This is a genomic window from Paenibacillus glycanilyticus, from assembly GCF_030161375.1.
Classification (GTDB): domain Bacteria; phylum Bacillota; class Bacilli; order Paenibacillales; family Paenibacillaceae; genus Pristimantibacillus; species Pristimantibacillus glycanilyticus_B.
This window is the reverse complement of record NZ_BSSQ01000014.1, coordinates 92,242-107,600: the sequence shown is the minus strand read 5'-3', so window position 1 is coordinate 107,600 and position 15,359 is coordinate 92,242. Positions and strand designations below refer to the sequence as shown.

Here is a 15,359-nt window from a genome sequence, read left to right as displayed (position 1 = left end):
CTAAAACGTGAGCGTCCGGACGAGAAATTCGTCTTGAAAGCGGCAAACGTAAAATGGTATTTGTCCTTCATTTGTGAAAAAAGTCACGTCTGATGTTAGTTGGACAACCGTTCTTATTTTATAGCAAGGTAGTGGACAAATGCAATGTATAAACTTGATCAAATGTGAAATTTTCGTTATGATTCAAAGCATTACAAGAAGATAATAGTAGGTCAGGGGAGAGCCGGGAATGAGTGAGTGGAAAGAATTGGAGCCGGAAAAGTTGCTGGAGCTGCTTGCTGGCGGCAAGATCGAGCCGGAGCAGGTCATAGACGTGCGCGAAAGTTTTGAATGGGATTACTATCATTTGGAAACGTCGCGTTTGATCCCTATGAATACGATACCTTATAGTCTCGGAACCATTTCGGACGACAAACCGTTATATATAGTATGCGCGCATGGCGTGCGTAGTGTGGCCGTTTGCAATTATTTAGCAGAACAAGGCTATAGCAGTCTCCATAATGTGACCGGAGGAATGGCTGCTATAGCCTCGTTACAGGGATTTCAATATGATTAATGAGGGGTATTAAGAGAAGAAGGGGAGCTGCGGCAGGAGATCCTGCTTGTACAGCGTCGTGTGATTGTCCGCAAAGTCGCCGCTGCGAACCGCTTCCGTATCCATTAGAAGCTCGGCAATGGCAGATATGGTCGTGAGGTTCAGCTTAGCTTGCTGGCCGGACGAAATGAATTTGTCGATTCGGCTCGTCAGATCCTGCGGATAAAATACGGTAAGCTGTTCTCTTGAAGCCAATTGGTCGGCCATTAATTTGTTTTTGACGATGAGAGGCAGGCTTGTCCATTTCTTCACTTCAATAACTTTTGGCATTGCATAATCGGTAGGGATGTTTGGATCAACGGTCGCCCCCCATTTCATCATAGCGGTATAGTAAGACTGTTGGGCGGCTAAAGATTGGCTAACGGCTAGCCGGTAAGAATCAAGCTGCTTGATCTTGCCAGTAAGTTCGGAGCCGGATGTTGATTTCGCTTGAGCCGCTGCAGCCTTTGCAGCCTGCTCGAATTGCCCGAGGCTTCGAATATAATCGTTCTGAGCTTCGCCTAGGAGCGGGGATTGTTGCAGATCAACGGATGCCGCTTCGGATTTTTTCGCATGAGCCAGGTTTGCCAGATCCTTTAGAATAGAGGAGGCACTGCCGCCGTCGCTTAATTCAAATCCGCTGACAGCATCGTCCCACTTAGATTGAAATTCACGGTAAGGCAAAAATACGGTATGATAAAATGAGACAAGATCCTGTTGCTGATAAGGTCTGTTGTTTTCTGCGGACGCAGACTTTAATTCTTTCATTTCGTATTTGGTTTCCGTTTTGGACGTCCCGATCTTTACGCCGTAGAAGAATGCGCCAACCGCGCAGACGAGCATAAAGACAAACCCCAAACTAAATATCATTGCGGAACGAGGTAAACGTTTCTCCATCACAAATCTCCTTCTATGTATTAGATTGTGCCGTCATTTTGTGCCCTATCAGTATAGGTGAAATGATCATAAAAGGAAATATGACCTACTTAGACAGGCGGGAAGCTATGAAAAAATTCGATCTCCGTAACATTCGCGTGCGCCAGTTATCCGTCGACGAGCTCGACGACCGCATGCTGCTCGTCAATTTGTACGTCACGCAAGCGATTACTATTATTATCGGTTTGATATGGGCATTATTTCAGCGTTCTAATCCATTTCTATTATTGCAATTTCCGAAAAGCCTTACTTTTTTATGGTGGGGACTCGGCTTGGCGGCCGCGGTTATTATAGTAGATCTGTTAATTTCCAGGTGGGTTCCTGAAGAGGCGACGGATGACGGCGGGATTAATGAGCGCATTTTCAAAAATCGGCCGGTATGGCATATTGCCGTCATTTCCTTCGTTGTTGCCGTATGCGAAGAGATCTTGTTCCGCGGCGCGGTACAGCATTCCTTTGGTCCTTATTGGACAAGCATTATTTTTGCGGCCATTCATGTCCGTTACTTGAAGCATTGGATTCCTACGGGTCTTGTTTTCTCCATCAGTTACGGGTTAGGTTGGATTTATATCGAGTCCGGTTCGTTATGGGCTCCTATTGTAGCCCATTTCTTGGTTGATTTTATTATGGGACTTATTATTCGATTCAGGAGGGAGCATATCGAGCAGTGATGAGCAGAGTGCAGAAATTCGGAAGCTCCAGAGGGAGACATCAACATGAACAGGCGGCAGTACAGCCTGGCATCGCGACCGAGACGAATGCAGAGGCGCTGCCGCCTAGACGCAAGGTACACCCTTCCAGCGTGCAGAAAGTGACCAGATGGTATTATAATATTTTATTTTTGCTATTCGTTTGTTTAGTTGCAGGGCTTTTCTGGTACGGCTTGCGGTTTACGGAGTAACTTTAATCGTCTCGGGATCGATGAAAGAATATCCTTTGGTCTCGAGTTTGGTTAGAAGACCGTCTAAAGAAGCAGCCGTCCATGATAATTCATGCATGAGAATATTGGCGCCTGGATGAAGCTGATCCAGCACGTTCTTGATCACTTTGTCCGGATCGCCGGGTGATTTCTGTTCCCAATCGAGGGAACCGTTGGACCACGTCATGAACAACATGCCGTGGTTTTTTGCCGTTTCCTTGACGGTATCTCCGCCGGAACCGTAAGGAGGGCGGAAGAACAAGGGTTCTTCTCCAATCAGCGATTTCACTTCGGCTTGGACATCTGCAATTTGCGACTCCACCTTGGCGGGCGATTCTTTCTTCAGATCGATATGATCCCAAGAGTGATTGCCTATCGTTTGCCCGCGTTTATGGATTAAAGTCAACAATTCGGGATGATCTTTCACCCGGTAGCCGTTTACGAAAAAGATCGCTTTGGCTTTATGTTTATCAAGCGTATCCAATAAGCTGTTAATGACTTCTTCATTATGGGGTGCATCGTCAAAAGTAAGCAGCACCGCTTTTTTGGATGCTTTTGTTTCGTCAATGGGAACGAAACGGTATACGCTCGTCATTTTGTAGAGCGGTTGTTTCGCTTCCGGTACGGAGCTTGGCTTCGCTGAAGGAGTGCTTGCAGGCGCCGGAGTAGCCGGGGATGGAACAGCGGAAGGCGTCTGCACGGCAGCGCTTGCGGCAGGTGCAGCACTTGATTCTGCGGCTGTTGGCTCGGAAGGCGAACTGCAAGAAGCTAACAGGAAGGTTAAGGCAAGAACAGCACTTACGGTGGTCAGGTTGGTTTTTGTCATCGAAATCGCCGCCTTGTTGTCAATGGTTGGATTGCTGATCCCATAGTAACATATGAACCGTTTGTTTTCCTTTATTTGAGGGGAATGACGGTTCGCGCTAGGGAGAAAATATATGTTGCAACTATCCCCTAATAAGGAGGTTACGCCAATCATGAGAATCGGCGGGTTTATGTTAGGCGCTGTCGCTGGTTTGGCGGCAGCAGTATACGTATCGCGCAAAAGACCCGGTATGGCGGCGTGGGCATCCAGCTCGCTTGCGAGCGCATGTTCATCCGTTGGCAAAAGCGCCGCATCGATGATGATGAGAAAAGGTCTCGGAAAGGCAATGACGGCTTCATCGATGGCCCCAAAGCGTTCAGACGATACCGCCGGAAAGCAAGGAGGAGGCTGGGAGCAGGTTGAGCAGCTGATCAACAGCGATCCGGCACTTAAGGAGCAGGCGAGTCAGATCATGGCGGAATCGTCTTCCAAACCGCATTAATGAAGTTGTTTTTAGAATCGGTTGATGCACGCGCAGCCCTTTTGCGCGTCTCAAACGATTCTTTTTTTGGCTAATTTAGGTGCAATCCGGGGACAGACATGATAAAGTAAATACATAGTACGAATTGATCATTTTGATCACATCCTGCTAATAATTTCATACGCTGTTTACAACAGATGCTGCAGAGGAGGATCCAGTCATGAAAATCGAACGGCTTAGTCAGGACAAGATACGGATTTTCCTGACGTTCGACGACCTGCTCGAGCGGGGGATCCAAAAGGAAGACATGTGGCGCGAAATCCCCAAAGTACACGACCTATTCAGTGAAATGATGGAACAAGCATACAGTGAACTTGGTTTCGATGCCAGCGGCCCTCTTGCGGTCGAAGTGTTTGCCCTCCCCGCCCAAGGAATGGTGGTGATTGTCACCCGTGGCAAAATGAACGGTCATCTCGATGAACGGGCAACCGATGATGAAGACACGGAAGACGAGATATACGAAATGGAAGTTACGATGGAGCAGAGCGATATCGTGATGTACGCGTTTCGGGACTTTGAAGATGTCATTAATGTTTGCAAACAGCTGCAGGCAGCTTCGCTTACGGAAGACGGACGTTTGTATTCCTACAACGGAAAATGGATTTTGGCGCTGGAACCGGCTCTAATCGAAACATCGCGCCATAATGCCGTAATCGCCCTTCTAGCCGAATACGGAGAAGCGACATCCGTCACTTCCGCGATGCTTGAAGAGTATGGGAAGGTCATCATGCCATCTCAAGCCGTACGGGAAATTTGCACTCATTTCTATAATTGAGCAGCACATGAGATAAGAGCATCGGCAGACAACGGCTTGTCTGCAGGTGCTCTTCTTGCATGTCAGGGGTTGTTTTTGGAATATCGTGAAGTATACACGCTCATATTACAAGTAGACAAAGGCGGGTGAACTTGATTATGGCGAATAACGATGTTTTGAAATCCACGCAGGTAGTGATTGAAGAAGCCCTATTGAAGCTTGGTTATAAAGAGGATATGATTGAGCTCCTGAAGGAGCCGATGCGTATTCTTAGCGTGAGAATTCCCGTAAAGATGGATAATGGCGTGACGAAAGTATTTACCGGCTACCGTGCCCAGCATAACGATGCCGTAGGTCCTACAAAAGGCGGCGTAAGATTCCATCCTGACGTTACCGAAAACGAAGTTAAAGCTTTATCGATCTGGATGAGCCTCAAATGCGGGATAGCCGATCTGCCTTATGGCGGAGGGAAAGGCGGAGTCATCTGCGATCCTAGAAAAATGTCCTTCGGCGAGCTTGAACGGCTGAGCCGCGGTTACGTGCGCGCGGTCAGCCAAATCGTTGGTCCAACCAAAGATATTCCTGCCCCGGATGTGATGACCAACTCGCAAATTATGGCATGGATGCTGGATGAGTACAGCCGGATCAGGGAATTTGATTCTCACGGCTTTATTACCGGCAAACCGATTGTGTTAGGCGGTTCCAGAGGCCGCGAGACGGCTACGGCGCGGGGCGTTGTTATTATGATACATGAGGCGCTTGCGCTTAAGGGCATCGAGCTGAATAAGGCAAGAATTGTTATTCAGGGCTTCGGCAATGCCGGAAGTTACCTTGCCAAATTCATGCATGAGGCCGGTGCGAGAGTAATTGGTATATCGGATGTGAACGGAGCGTTGTATAATGAGGATGGATTAGATATTCCTTACTTGCTCGATCGGCGCGATTCATTCGGCAACGTAACGAATCTATTCCCGCAGACGATATCCAATAAAGATCTGCTCGAGCTGGAATGCGACGTGCTTGTTCCGGCTGCTATCGAGAACCAGATTACGGAGGATAACGCACCGCGTATTAAAGCTGCGATTGTTGTAGAAGCAGCTAATGGCCCAACGACCCTTGAGGCGACCAAGCTATTGACCGAGCGCGGGATACTTCTAATTCCCGACGTGCTGGCAAGTGCCGGGGGCGTAATTGTTTCTTATTTCGAATGGGTCCAGAACAACCAGGGCTTTTATTGGGATGAGCAAGAAGTGGATGACCGGCTGCGCGTCATGATGATCCGCGGCTTTAACCAAGTATATGAGATTCATAAATCTAGAAACGTGAACATGCGACTTGCCGCCTACATGGCCGGCGTGCGCAAAATGGCTGAGGCGGTTCGTTATCGCGGCTGGGTATAACCGGCGGCAACGCGGCCGCCGGAAGCCTCCTTGGAGGTGAAACAACGAATTGCTATTGTTTTCTGTGCTGACTGCCGCGGTTGCCCCCGGTGTATCGCTGCTTACTTATTTGTACTTGAAAGACCGTTATGATGCAGAGCCGATTCATATGGTCGTTCGTATGTTTCTGCTCGGCGTGCTGATCGTTGTGCCGATTGTTGTCATCCAGCGCGGGATGCAGCTGTGGTTGGGCGATAATCAGCCTATGCTCTTTTCTTTTGTAGAGTCGGCGGGCATTGAGGAATTTCTGAAATGGTTCGTTCTGTACCACATGATCTACAATCATACCGAGTTTGACGAGCCGTACGACGGAATTGTATACGCGGCTTCGATCTCGCTTGGGTTTGCGACATTGGAAAATGTCCTTTACGCGATTTTTTCGCCGGCTACATTCGGCACGTTGCTTATGCGCGCGCTTCTCCCCGTGTCCGGTCATGCGTTGTTCGGGGTCATGATGGGTTATTACGTCGGCAAAGCGAAGTTTGCCACAGCGTCCAAGAGAAATATATATTTGACCATTTCCTTGTGCTTGCCGCTTCTCTTGCACGGAACGTATGACTATATTATGATCTCGTTCAAGACCAACTGGATTTACGTCATTATTCCGTTTATGGTTGCATTGTGGGTATGGGGCCTCCGCAAGATGAACCGTGCCAATTCCCGTTCGCCATTCCGTTTTATCAGCCGGGAGGACGAGGTTAAATTGTAATCCATCCGTCTATACTGGTATGTAATAATGTGCTAAATCGACGGAGGCAGGAATGGAACCAAGAGTTAAGGTAACGATTCGATGCAATGTATGCGGAGAGAAATTTGTGCTTCGCGGAAGACGCGACAAAGGAATGATCGACACCGGCTTCAAGCAATGCATTTGCAACAACACGAACGACCTCGATATTGAAGAACACAGCATTTGACACAGATGCATAAAGCTCCCTTCTGCAAAGCAAACTAACGCTAGGTTTTGCAGAAGAAAGGAGCTTTTTTGTTATGTACAAACGTCTAAGCGCGGTGTTGTTCCCCATTATGACGCTTCTATTAATCGGCTCAATGTATTGGGGCTACCAAGAGCATCAAGAGAAAAACTCAATTCTGATCAAGGCCGAGAATCAGTATCAGCGTGCCTTCCACGACCTTACTTATCATGTGGAACAACTGCATCAACAGCTTGGGAATACGCTAGCGGTGAACTCCACTTCCCAAAGCTACCATCGCAAAGGACTTGTTAACGTATGGCGCCTGACAAGCGAGGCGCAAAACGAGATTAACCAGTTGCCTTTGACGATGCTGCCTTTTAACGAAGCCGAAGATTTCTTGTCGCGCATCGCGAATTTCGCATACAAAACTTCGGTTAGAGATTTGACGAAACAGCCATTGTCCGAAGACGAGTTCAAGACTTTAAAAACGCTGTATGCCAAGTCGGAGGATATTTCCAAAGATTTGTTCACCATGCAGGAGAAAGTGCTGGGCGACCACCTTCGCTGGATGGATGTTGAAGTAGCGCTTGCGAAGCAGAATTCGCCTAACGACAATACAATTATTGACGGGTTCAAAACCGTTGACAAGAAAGTAAGCGAATACCCGGAAATTAACTGGGGACCGTCGGTAGCAAGCATGTACCAGAAACGCACGATGAAGATGCTCGGCGGCAAGATGGTAACGGCCGAAGACATCAAGAAGAACGCGAAGGAATTCCTTGGCGCCAAACCTGCCGAAATCCGCGTTGTGGAGAACGGCAAAGGCACGGAATACTCGTCTTACTCCGCTACGGTTACGGATCCGAAGACAGGTCAAAAAATGCAGATGGATTATACGCAAAGAGGCGGCAAGCTGATCTGGTTTATGGATTCCCGCGATATCGGGGAGAAGAAGATTGACCAGGGCAAAGCACAAGCTTCCGCGGAAAAGTTTTTGAACGAGCATGGTTTTAAAAACATGCGGGCAGTCAGCTACAATATGTTTGACAATACCGGCGCATTCACCTTTGTCGGCACGCAAAACGGCGTGTTGATCTACCCGGAGAAAGTGACGGTCAAGGTTGCCCTGGATAATGGAGACGCGGTTGGCTTGCAAGCCAACGATTATGTTTACGAACATCACGAACGCAGTCTGCCAAAAGCAAAACTAAGCAAAGCGGAAGCCCGCAAAGCGCTTAATCCGGAATACAAGGTGACTAGAGAAAACATGGCCTTGATTATGAACGAAATAGGCGAAGAAACGTTGTGTTATGAGTTTACGGGAAGCGTGAACGGCAGCGATTACCGGATCTATATCAATTCGGAGTCGGGCGTCGAAGAGTCGATCGAAGAGTTGTCGCCGCTCGACAAACGGACAAGTTCCGCCAAATAACGATATGGCTCCCCTCAAATTGACGTGTTATAATAAACACCAATATGGGAGGGGAGCCAATTGTTGCCTAGAGTGAACCAAATGTTGTTTTTCGAGATCGCTTCTGCTGATGAGGAAGAGGCAGCTGCCCAGTACAAAGCAAGGATCGCAGACGAGCTGGAAGACGGTTTGCTAATCGAGAATCCGATCGATTCTGCATCAGGCCGGATGAAACGGCTTTACTTAGGGGACGAGCTGTCGGTCCATTACTTGTTAGAAGACGGCATTAAGCATTATTTTGATTCGCATGTGATAGGCTTCCGCGAAGACGTTGTTAAACTGATCAAAATCCGCAAGCCTGATCCTGAACGGATTACCAAAATTCAGCGGCGTCATTTTCTAAGGGTTGCTGCCGATCTTGAGATAGCGGTTAATTTGTCGAGCAATGTCCGGTTCGTTACGATGACCGATGACGTCGGCGGCGGCGGAATCTCCTTCATCAGCGACGGCAAATGGTCGATCAAGCCCGGCATGGAGATGGATTGCTGGCTTCTGATTCCTTATAAGAACGGTTCGATTGAGCATTCATCCTTCAAAGCGGAAGTTGTGCGCGTCGTCGATCTGGTTACTGGCAGGAAGCAGGTCATGTGCAAATTTGTTGCCATCAGCGACAGCGAGCGGCAGAAGATTATCCGTTATTGCTTCGAGAGACAGCTGGAATTCCGAGGAAGATAGCGCTGTATAAGATTGGATTCGCTAACGCATCCTATCCTGAAACGGCTAGCCGTGAAAGGGGAGCAAGATGCGTATTTCCGAGGACGAAGAGGTATTGAAGAAGCAGATGGATGCCGTTACAAGACGGTTAACGAAGATCGCGATCATCTTGATCGCCGGTCTGATTATAGCGCAATTCACTTTGCAAAATGACATGATTCGACACTGGCTGACAGATGTCGAACGTTATGAAGGGGCTGCTTACCGATAGCGTATTCAAGCCCGGAATAACGGCTTTTTTAAGCGGATGCCGTTTTTGCATATGCGTTTATAGTGTGGTATAATTTTCACGATCGCAGGCGGTGCCTGCTTTTTTCTTGAAACTATAAGTTTTGCCTTGAAGTATAACTCTATACATAAGACCCGGTTATATTTCATTGGTTACGGTCCGCTATGTACCGTCAGCCACTCGAATAAGCATGCAATTTTTTTGAGGAGGTAGGTTGTTGGTGATGCAGCAAGACGGTGACAGCGACCGGATTAACATTGCAATTGACGGTCCTGCCGGAGCAGGCAAGAGTACGGTCGCGCGCAAGGTTGCCGAACAGCTAGATTACATTTATATCGATACAGGAGCGATGTATCGGGCCGTGACGCTCAGCGCCCAGAGGGCTGAGATTGAGCCGCGGGACGGCGATAAGCTGGCCGCTCATGCTAGGACGCTCGACATCAAGCTAGCACCTGGTGCAAACGGTCAAGCCGTCTTCTTGAACGGCGAGAACATTACGGATCTCATCCGTTCCCGGGAAGTAACGCTTGCCGTGTCGCATGTCGCTGCTAATGAAACAGTGAGAGATTTGCTTGGTAAGCTGCAGCGTCAGCTCGCAGTGAGCAAAGGCGTAGTCATGGACGGCCGGGATATCGGTTCGCATGTACTGCCTAACGCGGAACTGAAGATTTTTCTTACCGCATCTGTGCAAGAGCGTGCCCTGCGACGTTATAAGGAGACTGCGGATACGCAATCCATTACGCTTGAACAGCTCGAACAGGAAATTGCGAATCGCGATCGCCTGGACGAACAGCGTGAAATATCTCCGCTTATTTGCGCGAAGGATGCTATTGTATTGGACAGCACGTCAATGTCAATCGATGAAGTTGCGGCTACCATTGTGAAATTAAGCCGAACCAAATTGGCGGAGGCGAAGTAAACTAATGTTATATGCCATTTTTAAAAACTTGTTTAGCGTTCTCTACGGACTATTGTTCCGTTTTGAAGTGAAAGGGCTGGAGCACATCCCGAAGGATGGTCCGGTTATGTTATGCTCCAATCACATCAGTCTATTGGATCCGCCTGCCGTCGGCATTAGAGTGCCGCGCAAGGTTCATTATATGGCCAAGGAAGAGCTGTTCAAAGTCCCGGTGTTTGGACCTTTGATCCGTGCTTGGGGTGCGTTCCCGGTTAAACGCGGCGTTGGCAAAGACGCGATCCGTTCCGCGCTGAACCTTCTTGGCGAAGGGAAAGTGATGGGGATTTTCCCCGAGGGGACGCGGAATAGCGACGGTGCAGCAGGGACGGCAGCCAAAAAAGGCGCGGCGATGATTGCTTACCGCAGCGGCGCTACCATTATTCCTTGCGCCGTGGTTGGCCGTTACAGGCTTTTTGGCAAGACTAGGGTATTCTATGGCAAACCGGTTGATATTTCTGCTATCATAAATGAATCCTCGCCGGATAAGCTGGACCGCATAACGGATGCCATTATGTCTCGCATTTACGAGATGGTTGAGAAGAACAAATAACAGTCGTTTTAAATACTGCTATTCAATCGTGAAAGCAGGTTTAAATAAAGTTGGGGTATGAATCGAGGAGGTTATTTCCATGTCAGAAGAAATCAATGTTCAAGACCAGGCAGCAATGGACAACTTTGTGTCCTTGAAAAAAGGCGATACAGTTAAAGGTACAATCATCAAAATCGATGATAACCAAGCTTATGTAAGCCTTGGATATAAATATGACGGTGTCGTTCCGGTTCGTGAGCTTTCCGCTGTGCAACTGGTTAATGCAAACGATGCTGTTCAAGTTGGCCAAGAAGTTGAACTGAAAGTTGTCAGCATTGACGACGAGAAAGAAAAGCTTGTTCTGTCGAAGCGCCTGATCGACGGCGAAAAAGCTTGGGATGTTCTGCAAGCCCGTTTCGAGAACGGCGAAGTATTCGAAGTAGCAGTTGCTGACGTTGTGAAAGGCGGTCTTGTCGCTGACGTTGGCGTACGCGGCTTCATTCCGGCTTCCATGGTAGAGCGTCATTTCGTTGAAGATTTCAGCGATTACAAAGGCCGCACGCTTCGCGTAAAGGTTAAAGAGATCGACCGCGAGAACAACAAAGTGATCCTGTCGCAAAAAGAAGTACTGGACGCTGAGTTCGAGCAAAGCAAACAACAAGTGATCGCCGGCCTCCAAGTTGGTCAAGAACTGGAAGGCACTGTACAACGCCTGACGCCATTTGGCGCATTCGTAGATATCGGCGGCATCGACGGTCTGGTTCACGTATCCGAACTGTCGTGGCAACATGTGGCTCATCCGAAGGATGTTGTGTCCGAAGGTCAAAAAGTTGCGGTTAAAGTGCTTAAAGTTGATCCTGCGGCAGGCAAAATCAGCCTGAGCATGAAAGCTGCTCAACCTGGTCCTTGGGAAACGGCTGCAAGCCAATTCAACGTAGGCGATATCGTAACGGGTACTGTACGCCGTCTTGTAACGTTTGGCGCGTTTGTTGAAATCGCTCCTGGCGTTGAAGGTTTGGTGCACATCTCGCAAATCGCTCACCGTCACATCGCGACTCCTTTCGAAGTACTGAAAGAAGGCCAAGAAGTGCAAGCGAAAGTACTGGACTTCAACGCGGGTGAGAAACGCGTTAGCCTGAGCATTAAAGAAACAGAAGAAGCTCCAGAGCAACCAGCTGCTTCCGAGCAAGCTCCTAGATCGGGCAAACCGCAACGTGAGCGTACTCCGCAAGTTAAGCCAGAAGATCTGGGCAACAACCCGAATGTTAGCTTGAACAGCTCCAGCATGAGCTACTCGCTGGCTGAGCGTTTCGGCGACAAGCTGAGCAAATTGAAATAATTATTATCGTGAAATAGCAGAGCTATTCCTGATTTGTAAAAATCGGGAATAGCTCTTTTTATTTGGAGCATAATAGGTCAACGAGAGGTGATCGATCTTGTGAATGCCGGATACATTTCAATCTGGATTATGCTTATGGCTTTCATATTAATGGCAACCGGGTGGTCCTGCCTGGTTGGATTGACTGTGAAGAACGGAAAATGGCTTGTTGTGACGATTGCGGTTTGTGCCGCTCTACAGCCGGTTCGGGAAACGTTCCGGCTTGGGAATATGGCAATCCACGTCTATGCGGGTACTATTCTGCTCATGCTTATCATGTTGCTTGTCATGAGCGGTCCCGTAGTGTGGGATTCAAGAGGATATTTGCTAGTATGTGCGCTGCTTGCAGGCATGATCTGGGGATGCTTAAGAAAAATGTACAGCGTTGACCCCGTATTTTTCTGGCTGGACCCGCTGCTTGACGGTCCAATAGCCGCCGGGGTACTGGCAGCCGCCTTCTCAACCAAGGGACAACATCAGTTTACGGTTCTGCTCTACGCGGGCGCGATAGCAGAGCTTGTCCATGCCATGCTGCAACGGGGAAGCTATGAAGCGTCCATCGGTTCTTTGCAATGGTGGGACAGCTTATGGATTGCTTTTGCGGCAACACGTGTAGTGAGCTTGGTATTTCAGGCGCTTAAGAACGGCGTTGTTCGATTTGTCCCAATCCCATGGAGGAATAAAGGAGGAAGCTAACCCAAATGAATACTTATCTTGTCGAGCACAAAATGTTGCTTGGCGTGCTGCTGGGCATCGTGTTTGGCATCGTCTCGCGGCTTCTTATGCTGCGCACCGATTACAGGCAATACCCGACTTATCCTCACGGGCGCATTATCCATATCTCTCTTGGCGTCATTGCAGCAGCGCTTGGCGCGGTTGCGGTACCTGCTCTTTACAATAAGGACTATACGGCGATTACGTTCCTGTCCCTTGCCGCGCAGCAATTCCGCGACGTAAGGAAGATGGAGAGGGAGACATTGACCAAAATCGACGAGTTGGAGCTCGTTAGCCGCGGCTCCACGTACATAGAAGGCATTGCCATGGTATTTGAAGGACGCAACTATTTGGTTATTATGTCTGCTCTCTTGACCAGTCTGTTTGCGATCATCTGGAACGTTTATTTGGGCATTGCCGGAGGGATCCTGTCGCTCCTGATTGTTCGTCTTCTCAAATCGGGCAAAAATATTGCTCATATCTGCCGCACGGAAGGTGCGGAGGTGCGGGTTGACGGTCCCGATCTGTTTGTAGGGGATATTTACATTATGAATGTTGGCCTTAGGGAAAATCAGGAGATTATCCGTGAACGCGGGATGGGGTTTATTCTGACGCCTTATAACCCCAATGGCAAAGTGACCATCAGCAATTTGGGGCAAAGACAAGCGATCCTGTACGATTTATCAACGATTCTCGGTATATTCCGCGATGACGGGGAGCCTTCGCTGATCCCAATGGCGAAGCTGGATATGAAAGATGGCAGGCTCGCGATCTTTTTCCTTCCTCAGGACAAGGATATGACCAAAGCGCTGAAGGTGATCAATAAAGTGCCGATTCTGGAGTCTGCAGTCCGCATGCCAACGGAAGCTTCAGTGAATAAGGAGGCGCCGAATAATGGCTAAGATTGTTGCCGTGGTTGCCGTGCAACACGAGAAAGTAGGCGGCGGTGCACCCATATTTATTGAGCCCGACGAGAAACAGATGCAGCAGACTGCTTTTCTTCTTGAGAAAATATTGGATGCCAGCGCCCATGACCTCAAAAACGGAACGATTATCATCGTAAACCATCACTAAAGATGAAAAGTTAGCCAAGAACGTTGTTTTTTGCTATGATGATAGTCGTGAGTATTTCTGAAGGAGTGAGCATTGAACAATGGCAAGACCCGTTATTGCGATAGTTGGTCGCCCGAATGTGGGCAAATCCACCATTTTTAACCGGGTGGTTGGCGATCGGCTGGCAATTGTTGAAGATAAACCGGGCGTAACCCGGGACCGTCTTTATAGCCCAGGAGAATGGAATGGCAGAGCATTCAGCATCGTAGATACAGGCGGTATTGAAATTGATGGCGAAGATGAAATAATGAAATCCGTTCGGATGCAGGCAGAGCTTGCAATTGAAGAAGCGGACGTCATTATTTTCATGTGCGACGCGAAATCCGGCGTCACGCATGCGGACGACGAAGTGGCGCAAATGCTGTTCCGTTCGCATAAACCGGTTGTTCTGGCTGTTAACAAAGTGGACAACCAAGGCCGGATGGATGAAATTTATGAGTTTTATGGCTTAGGCTTTGGTACCCCTATTGCGGTATCCGGCTCGCATGGCCTAGGGATCGGCGACATGTTGGATGCGGCGATCGAGAAACTGCCGGAGATTGAAGATGACGGCTATGACGATGACGTTATTCGCGTTGCTCTGATTGGACGTCCGAATGTAGGCAAATCATCGCTCGTGAACGCATTGCTCGGGGAAGAACGCGTTATCGTTAGCAACGTGGCGGGCACAACGCGCGATGCGATCGATACGCCGTTTGAACGCGACGGCCAAAAGTACGTGCTGATCGATACCGCGGGTATGCGCAAACGCGGCAAGGTTTATGAATCTACGGAGAAATACAGCGTTATGCGCGCTTTGAAAGCGATTGAGCGCGCCGATGTCGTGCTCGTGCTTATCAACGGGGAAGAAGGCATTATCGAGCAGGACAAACATATCGCCGGTTACGCGCATGAAGCGGGCAAGGCTTCTATCTTTGTTGTGAACAAGTGGGATGTTGTCGATAAGGATGACAAGACCATGCAGGAATTTACGCAAACCATCCGCGATCATTTCCTGTTCATGACTTATGCGCCAATCGTCTATTTGTCTGCGAAAACCAAACAGCGCTTGCATAAGCTGCTCCCTGTCGTGAATCATGTATCGGAGCAACATGCGATGCGGATTCAGACTCATCTGCTTAATGATGTCGTGTCCGATGCGGTTGCATATAATCCGCCGCCAACGGATAAAGGCAAACGACTCAAAATCAACTATGTCACTCAAGTGGCTACCAAGCCTCCTACGATTGTGATTTTCGTAAACAATCCGGAAATGATGCACTTCTCGTACGAGCGTTACCTCGAGAATAAGATTCGGGCGGCATTTGATTTTGAAGGAACGCCAGTTCGTTTGTTCACGCGCAAGAAATCGGATGAAGATTAGGGGAG

At 48.7% G+C, this 15,359-nt stretch carries 20 protein-coding genes; 18 read left to right on the top strand and 2 right to left on the bottom strand.

The window, feature by feature from the left end; translation table 11 throughout:
- Positions 1 to 229: 229 nt before the first annotated feature.
- Positions 230 to 556 carry a rhodanese-like domain-containing protein gene (locus tag QQK89_RS16870; RefSeq protein ID WP_284239807.1) on the top strand — a complete coding sequence of 109 codons (327 nt, stop codon included), beginning with the start codon at positions 230 to 232 and terminating at the stop codon, positions 554 to 556.
- A 9-nt stretch (positions 557 to 565) separates the two neighbouring features.
- On the opposite strand, the gene QQK89_RS16865 is transcribed toward QQK89_RS16870, so the two are convergent.
- Positions 566 to 1,471 carry a hypothetical protein gene (locus QQK89_RS16865; protein WP_284239806.1) on the bottom strand — a complete coding sequence of 302 codons (906 nt, stop codon included), beginning with the start codon at positions 1,469 to 1,471 and terminating at the stop codon, positions 566 to 568.
- A 107-nt stretch (positions 1,472 to 1,578) separates the two neighbouring features.
- On the opposite strand from QQK89_RS16865, the gene QQK89_RS16860 reads away from it, so the two are divergent.
- The gene (locus QQK89_RS16860) at positions 1,579 to 2,181 is read left to right on the top strand and encodes a CPBP family intramembrane glutamic endopeptidase (RefSeq protein ID WP_284239805.1); all 603 of its coding nucleotides are present in this window, start codon (positions 1,579 to 1,581) and stop codon (positions 2,179 to 2,181) included.
- Positions 2,178 to 2,411: a hypothetical protein gene (locus QQK89_RS16855; protein ID WP_284239804.1), complete on the top strand. Its 234-nt coding sequence runs from the start codon at positions 2,178 to 2,180 to the stop codon at positions 2,409 to 2,411. The genes QQK89_RS16860 and QQK89_RS16855 overlap by 4 nt, the downstream gene beginning before the upstream one ends.
- Here the strand turns inward: QQK89_RS16855 and QQK89_RS16850 are convergent.
- A complete protein-coding gene (locus QQK89_RS16850) occupies positions 2,401 to 3,255 on the bottom strand; it encodes a polysaccharide deacetylase family protein (protein WP_284239801.1) in 855 nt (284 codons plus the stop codon). The two genes, QQK89_RS16855 and QQK89_RS16850, sit on opposite strands and share 11 nt — an antisense overlap.
- Positions 3,256 to 3,406: 151 nt before the next feature.
- On the opposite strand from QQK89_RS16850, the gene QQK89_RS16845 reads away from it, so the two are divergent.
- The 15 genes from QQK89_RS16845 (at position 3,407) to der (ending at position 15,354) form a co-directional block, all read left to right on the top strand.
- Complete coding sequence (locus QQK89_RS16845) at positions 3,407 to 3,736, top strand: hypothetical protein (RefSeq protein WP_284239800.1); 330 nt, start codon at positions 3,407 to 3,409, stop codon at positions 3,734 to 3,736.
- Between the two features lie 199 nt (positions 3,737 to 3,935).
- Positions 3,936 to 4,550: a genetic competence negative regulator gene (locus QQK89_RS16840; protein ID WP_284239799.1), complete on the top strand. Its 615-nt coding sequence runs from the start codon at positions 3,936 to 3,938 to the stop codon at positions 4,548 to 4,550.
- Between the two features lie 137 nt (positions 4,551 to 4,687).
- A complete protein-coding gene (locus QQK89_RS16835; protein WP_284239798.1) occupies positions 4,688 to 5,929 on the top strand; it encodes a Glu/Leu/Phe/Val family dehydrogenase in 1,242 nt (413 codons plus the stop codon).
- A 49-nt stretch (positions 5,930 to 5,978) separates the two neighbouring features.
- Complete coding sequence (gene prsW / locus QQK89_RS16830) at positions 5,979 to 6,677, top strand: glutamic-type intramembrane protease PrsW (protein ID WP_284239797.1); 699 nt, start codon at positions 5,979 to 5,981, stop codon at positions 6,675 to 6,677.
- A 52-nt stretch (positions 6,678 to 6,729) separates the two neighbouring features.
- Positions 6,730 to 6,885, top strand: coding sequence for a hypothetical protein (locus QQK89_RS16825; protein ID WP_284239796.1), 156 nt, complete (start codon positions 6,730 to 6,732; stop codon positions 6,883 to 6,885).
- A 73-nt stretch (positions 6,886 to 6,958) separates the two neighbouring features.
- Positions 6,959 to 8,317, top strand: a complete 1,359-nt coding sequence (gene ypeB, locus QQK89_RS16820) for a germination protein YpeB (protein WP_284239795.1) — start codon at positions 6,959 to 6,961, stop codon at positions 8,315 to 8,317.
- Positions 8,318 to 8,377: 60 nt separating this feature from the next.
- Positions 8,378 to 9,031: a flagellar brake protein gene (locus QQK89_RS16815; RefSeq protein ID WP_284239794.1), complete on the top strand. Its 654-nt coding sequence runs from the start codon at positions 8,378 to 8,380 to the stop codon at positions 9,029 to 9,031.
- A gap of 67 nt (positions 9,032 to 9,098) precedes the next feature.
- Entirely contained in the window at positions 9,099 to 9,281 is a 183-nt protein-coding gene (locus QQK89_RS16810) for a hypothetical protein (protein WP_284239793.1), read from the top strand.
- A 235-nt stretch (positions 9,282 to 9,516) separates the two neighbouring features.
- Positions 9,517 to 10,218 (top strand): (d)CMP kinase, encoded by a 702-nt coding sequence (gene cmk, locus QQK89_RS16805; protein WP_284239792.1) that lies wholly within the window; start codon positions 9,517 to 9,519, stop codon positions 10,216 to 10,218.
- Positions 10,219 to 10,222: 4 nt separating this feature from the next.
- Positions 10,223 to 10,807 (top strand): lysophospholipid acyltransferase family protein, encoded by a 585-nt coding sequence (locus QQK89_RS16800; RefSeq protein WP_284239791.1) that lies wholly within the window; start codon positions 10,223 to 10,225, stop codon positions 10,805 to 10,807.
- 79 nt (positions 10,808 to 10,886) lie between these two features.
- Positions 10,887 to 12,125, top strand: coding sequence for a 30S ribosomal protein S1 (rpsA, locus tag QQK89_RS16795; RefSeq protein ID WP_284239790.1), 1,239 nt, complete (start codon positions 10,887 to 10,889; stop codon positions 12,123 to 12,125).
- Between the two features lie 99 nt (positions 12,126 to 12,224).
- Entirely contained in the window at positions 12,225 to 12,860 is a 636-nt protein-coding gene (locus tag QQK89_RS16790; protein WP_284239789.1) for a YphA family membrane protein, read from the top strand.
- Positions 12,861 to 12,865: 5 nt separating this feature from the next.
- The gene (locus tag QQK89_RS16785) at positions 12,866 to 13,780 is read left to right on the top strand and encodes a YIEGIA family protein (protein ID WP_284239788.1); all 915 of its coding nucleotides are present in this window, start codon (positions 12,866 to 12,868) and stop codon (positions 13,778 to 13,780) included.
- Entirely contained in the window at positions 13,773 to 13,952 is a 180-nt protein-coding gene (locus tag QQK89_RS16780) for a capping complex subunit for YIEGIA (protein WP_284239787.1), read from the top strand. Before QQK89_RS16785 ends, QQK89_RS16780 begins: the two co-directional genes overlap by 8 nt.
- A 79-nt stretch (positions 13,953 to 14,031) precedes the next feature.
- On the top strand, positions 14,032 to 15,354 hold the full coding sequence (gene der, locus QQK89_RS16775; RefSeq protein ID WP_284239786.1) for a ribosome biogenesis GTPase Der: 1,323 nt from the start codon (positions 14,032 to 14,034) through the stop codon (positions 15,352 to 15,354).
- Positions 15,355 to 15,359 lie beyond the last annotated feature (5 nt).

What these genes read in the sequence shown, in the direction of transcription:
- ypeB (WP_284239795.1), top strand. Translation starts at nt 6,959, where the DNA reads ATGTACAAACGTCTAAGCGCGGTGTTGTTCCCCATTATGACGCTTCTA.
- QQK89_RS16810 (WP_284239793.1), top strand. Translation starts at nt 9,099, where the DNA reads ATGCGTATTTCCGAGGACGAAGAGGTATTGAAGAAGCAGATGGATGCC.
- QQK89_RS16850 (WP_284239801.1), bottom strand. Translation starts at nt 3,255, where the DNA reads ATGACAAAAACCAACCTGACCACCGTAAGTGCTGTTCTTGCCTTAACC.
- QQK89_RS16870 (WP_284239807.1), top strand. Translation starts at nt 230, where the DNA reads ATGAGTGAGTGGAAAGAATTGGAGCCGGAAAAGTTGCTGGAGCTGCTT.
- QQK89_RS16860 (WP_284239805.1), top strand. Translation starts at nt 1,579, where the DNA reads ATGAAAAAATTCGATCTCCGTAACATTCGCGTGCGCCAGTTATCCGTC.
- QQK89_RS16840 (WP_284239799.1), top strand. Translation starts at nt 3,936, where the DNA reads ATGAAAATCGAACGGCTTAGTCAGGACAAGATACGGATTTTCCTGACG.
- QQK89_RS16865 (WP_284239806.1), bottom strand. Translation starts at nt 1,471, where the DNA reads ATGGAGAAACGTTTACCTCGTTCCGCAATGATATTTAGTTTGGGGTTT.
- QQK89_RS16845 (WP_284239800.1), top strand. Translation starts at nt 3,407, where the DNA reads ATGAGAATCGGCGGGTTTATGTTAGGCGCTGTCGCTGGTTTGGCGGCA.
- QQK89_RS16800 (WP_284239791.1), top strand. Translation starts at nt 10,223, where the DNA reads ATGTTATATGCCATTTTTAAAAACTTGTTTAGCGTTCTCTACGGACTA.
- QQK89_RS16785 (WP_284239788.1), top strand. Translation starts at nt 12,866, where the DNA reads ATGAATACTTATCTTGTCGAGCACAAAATGTTGCTTGGCGTGCTGCTG.
- QQK89_RS16780 (WP_284239787.1), top strand. Translation starts at nt 13,773, where the DNA reads ATGGCTAAGATTGTTGCCGTGGTTGCCGTGCAACACGAGAAAGTAGGC.
- QQK89_RS16825 (WP_284239796.1), top strand. Translation starts at nt 6,730, where the DNA reads ATGGAACCAAGAGTTAAGGTAACGATTCGATGCAATGTATGCGGAGAG.
- QQK89_RS16835 (WP_284239798.1), top strand. Translation starts at nt 4,688, where the DNA reads ATGGCGAATAACGATGTTTTGAAATCCACGCAGGTAGTGATTGAAGAA.
- der (WP_284239786.1), top strand. Translation starts at nt 14,032, where the DNA reads ATGGCAAGACCCGTTATTGCGATAGTTGGTCGCCCGAATGTGGGCAAA.
- rpsA (WP_284239790.1), top strand. Translation starts at nt 10,887, where the DNA reads ATGTCAGAAGAAATCAATGTTCAAGACCAGGCAGCAATGGACAACTTT.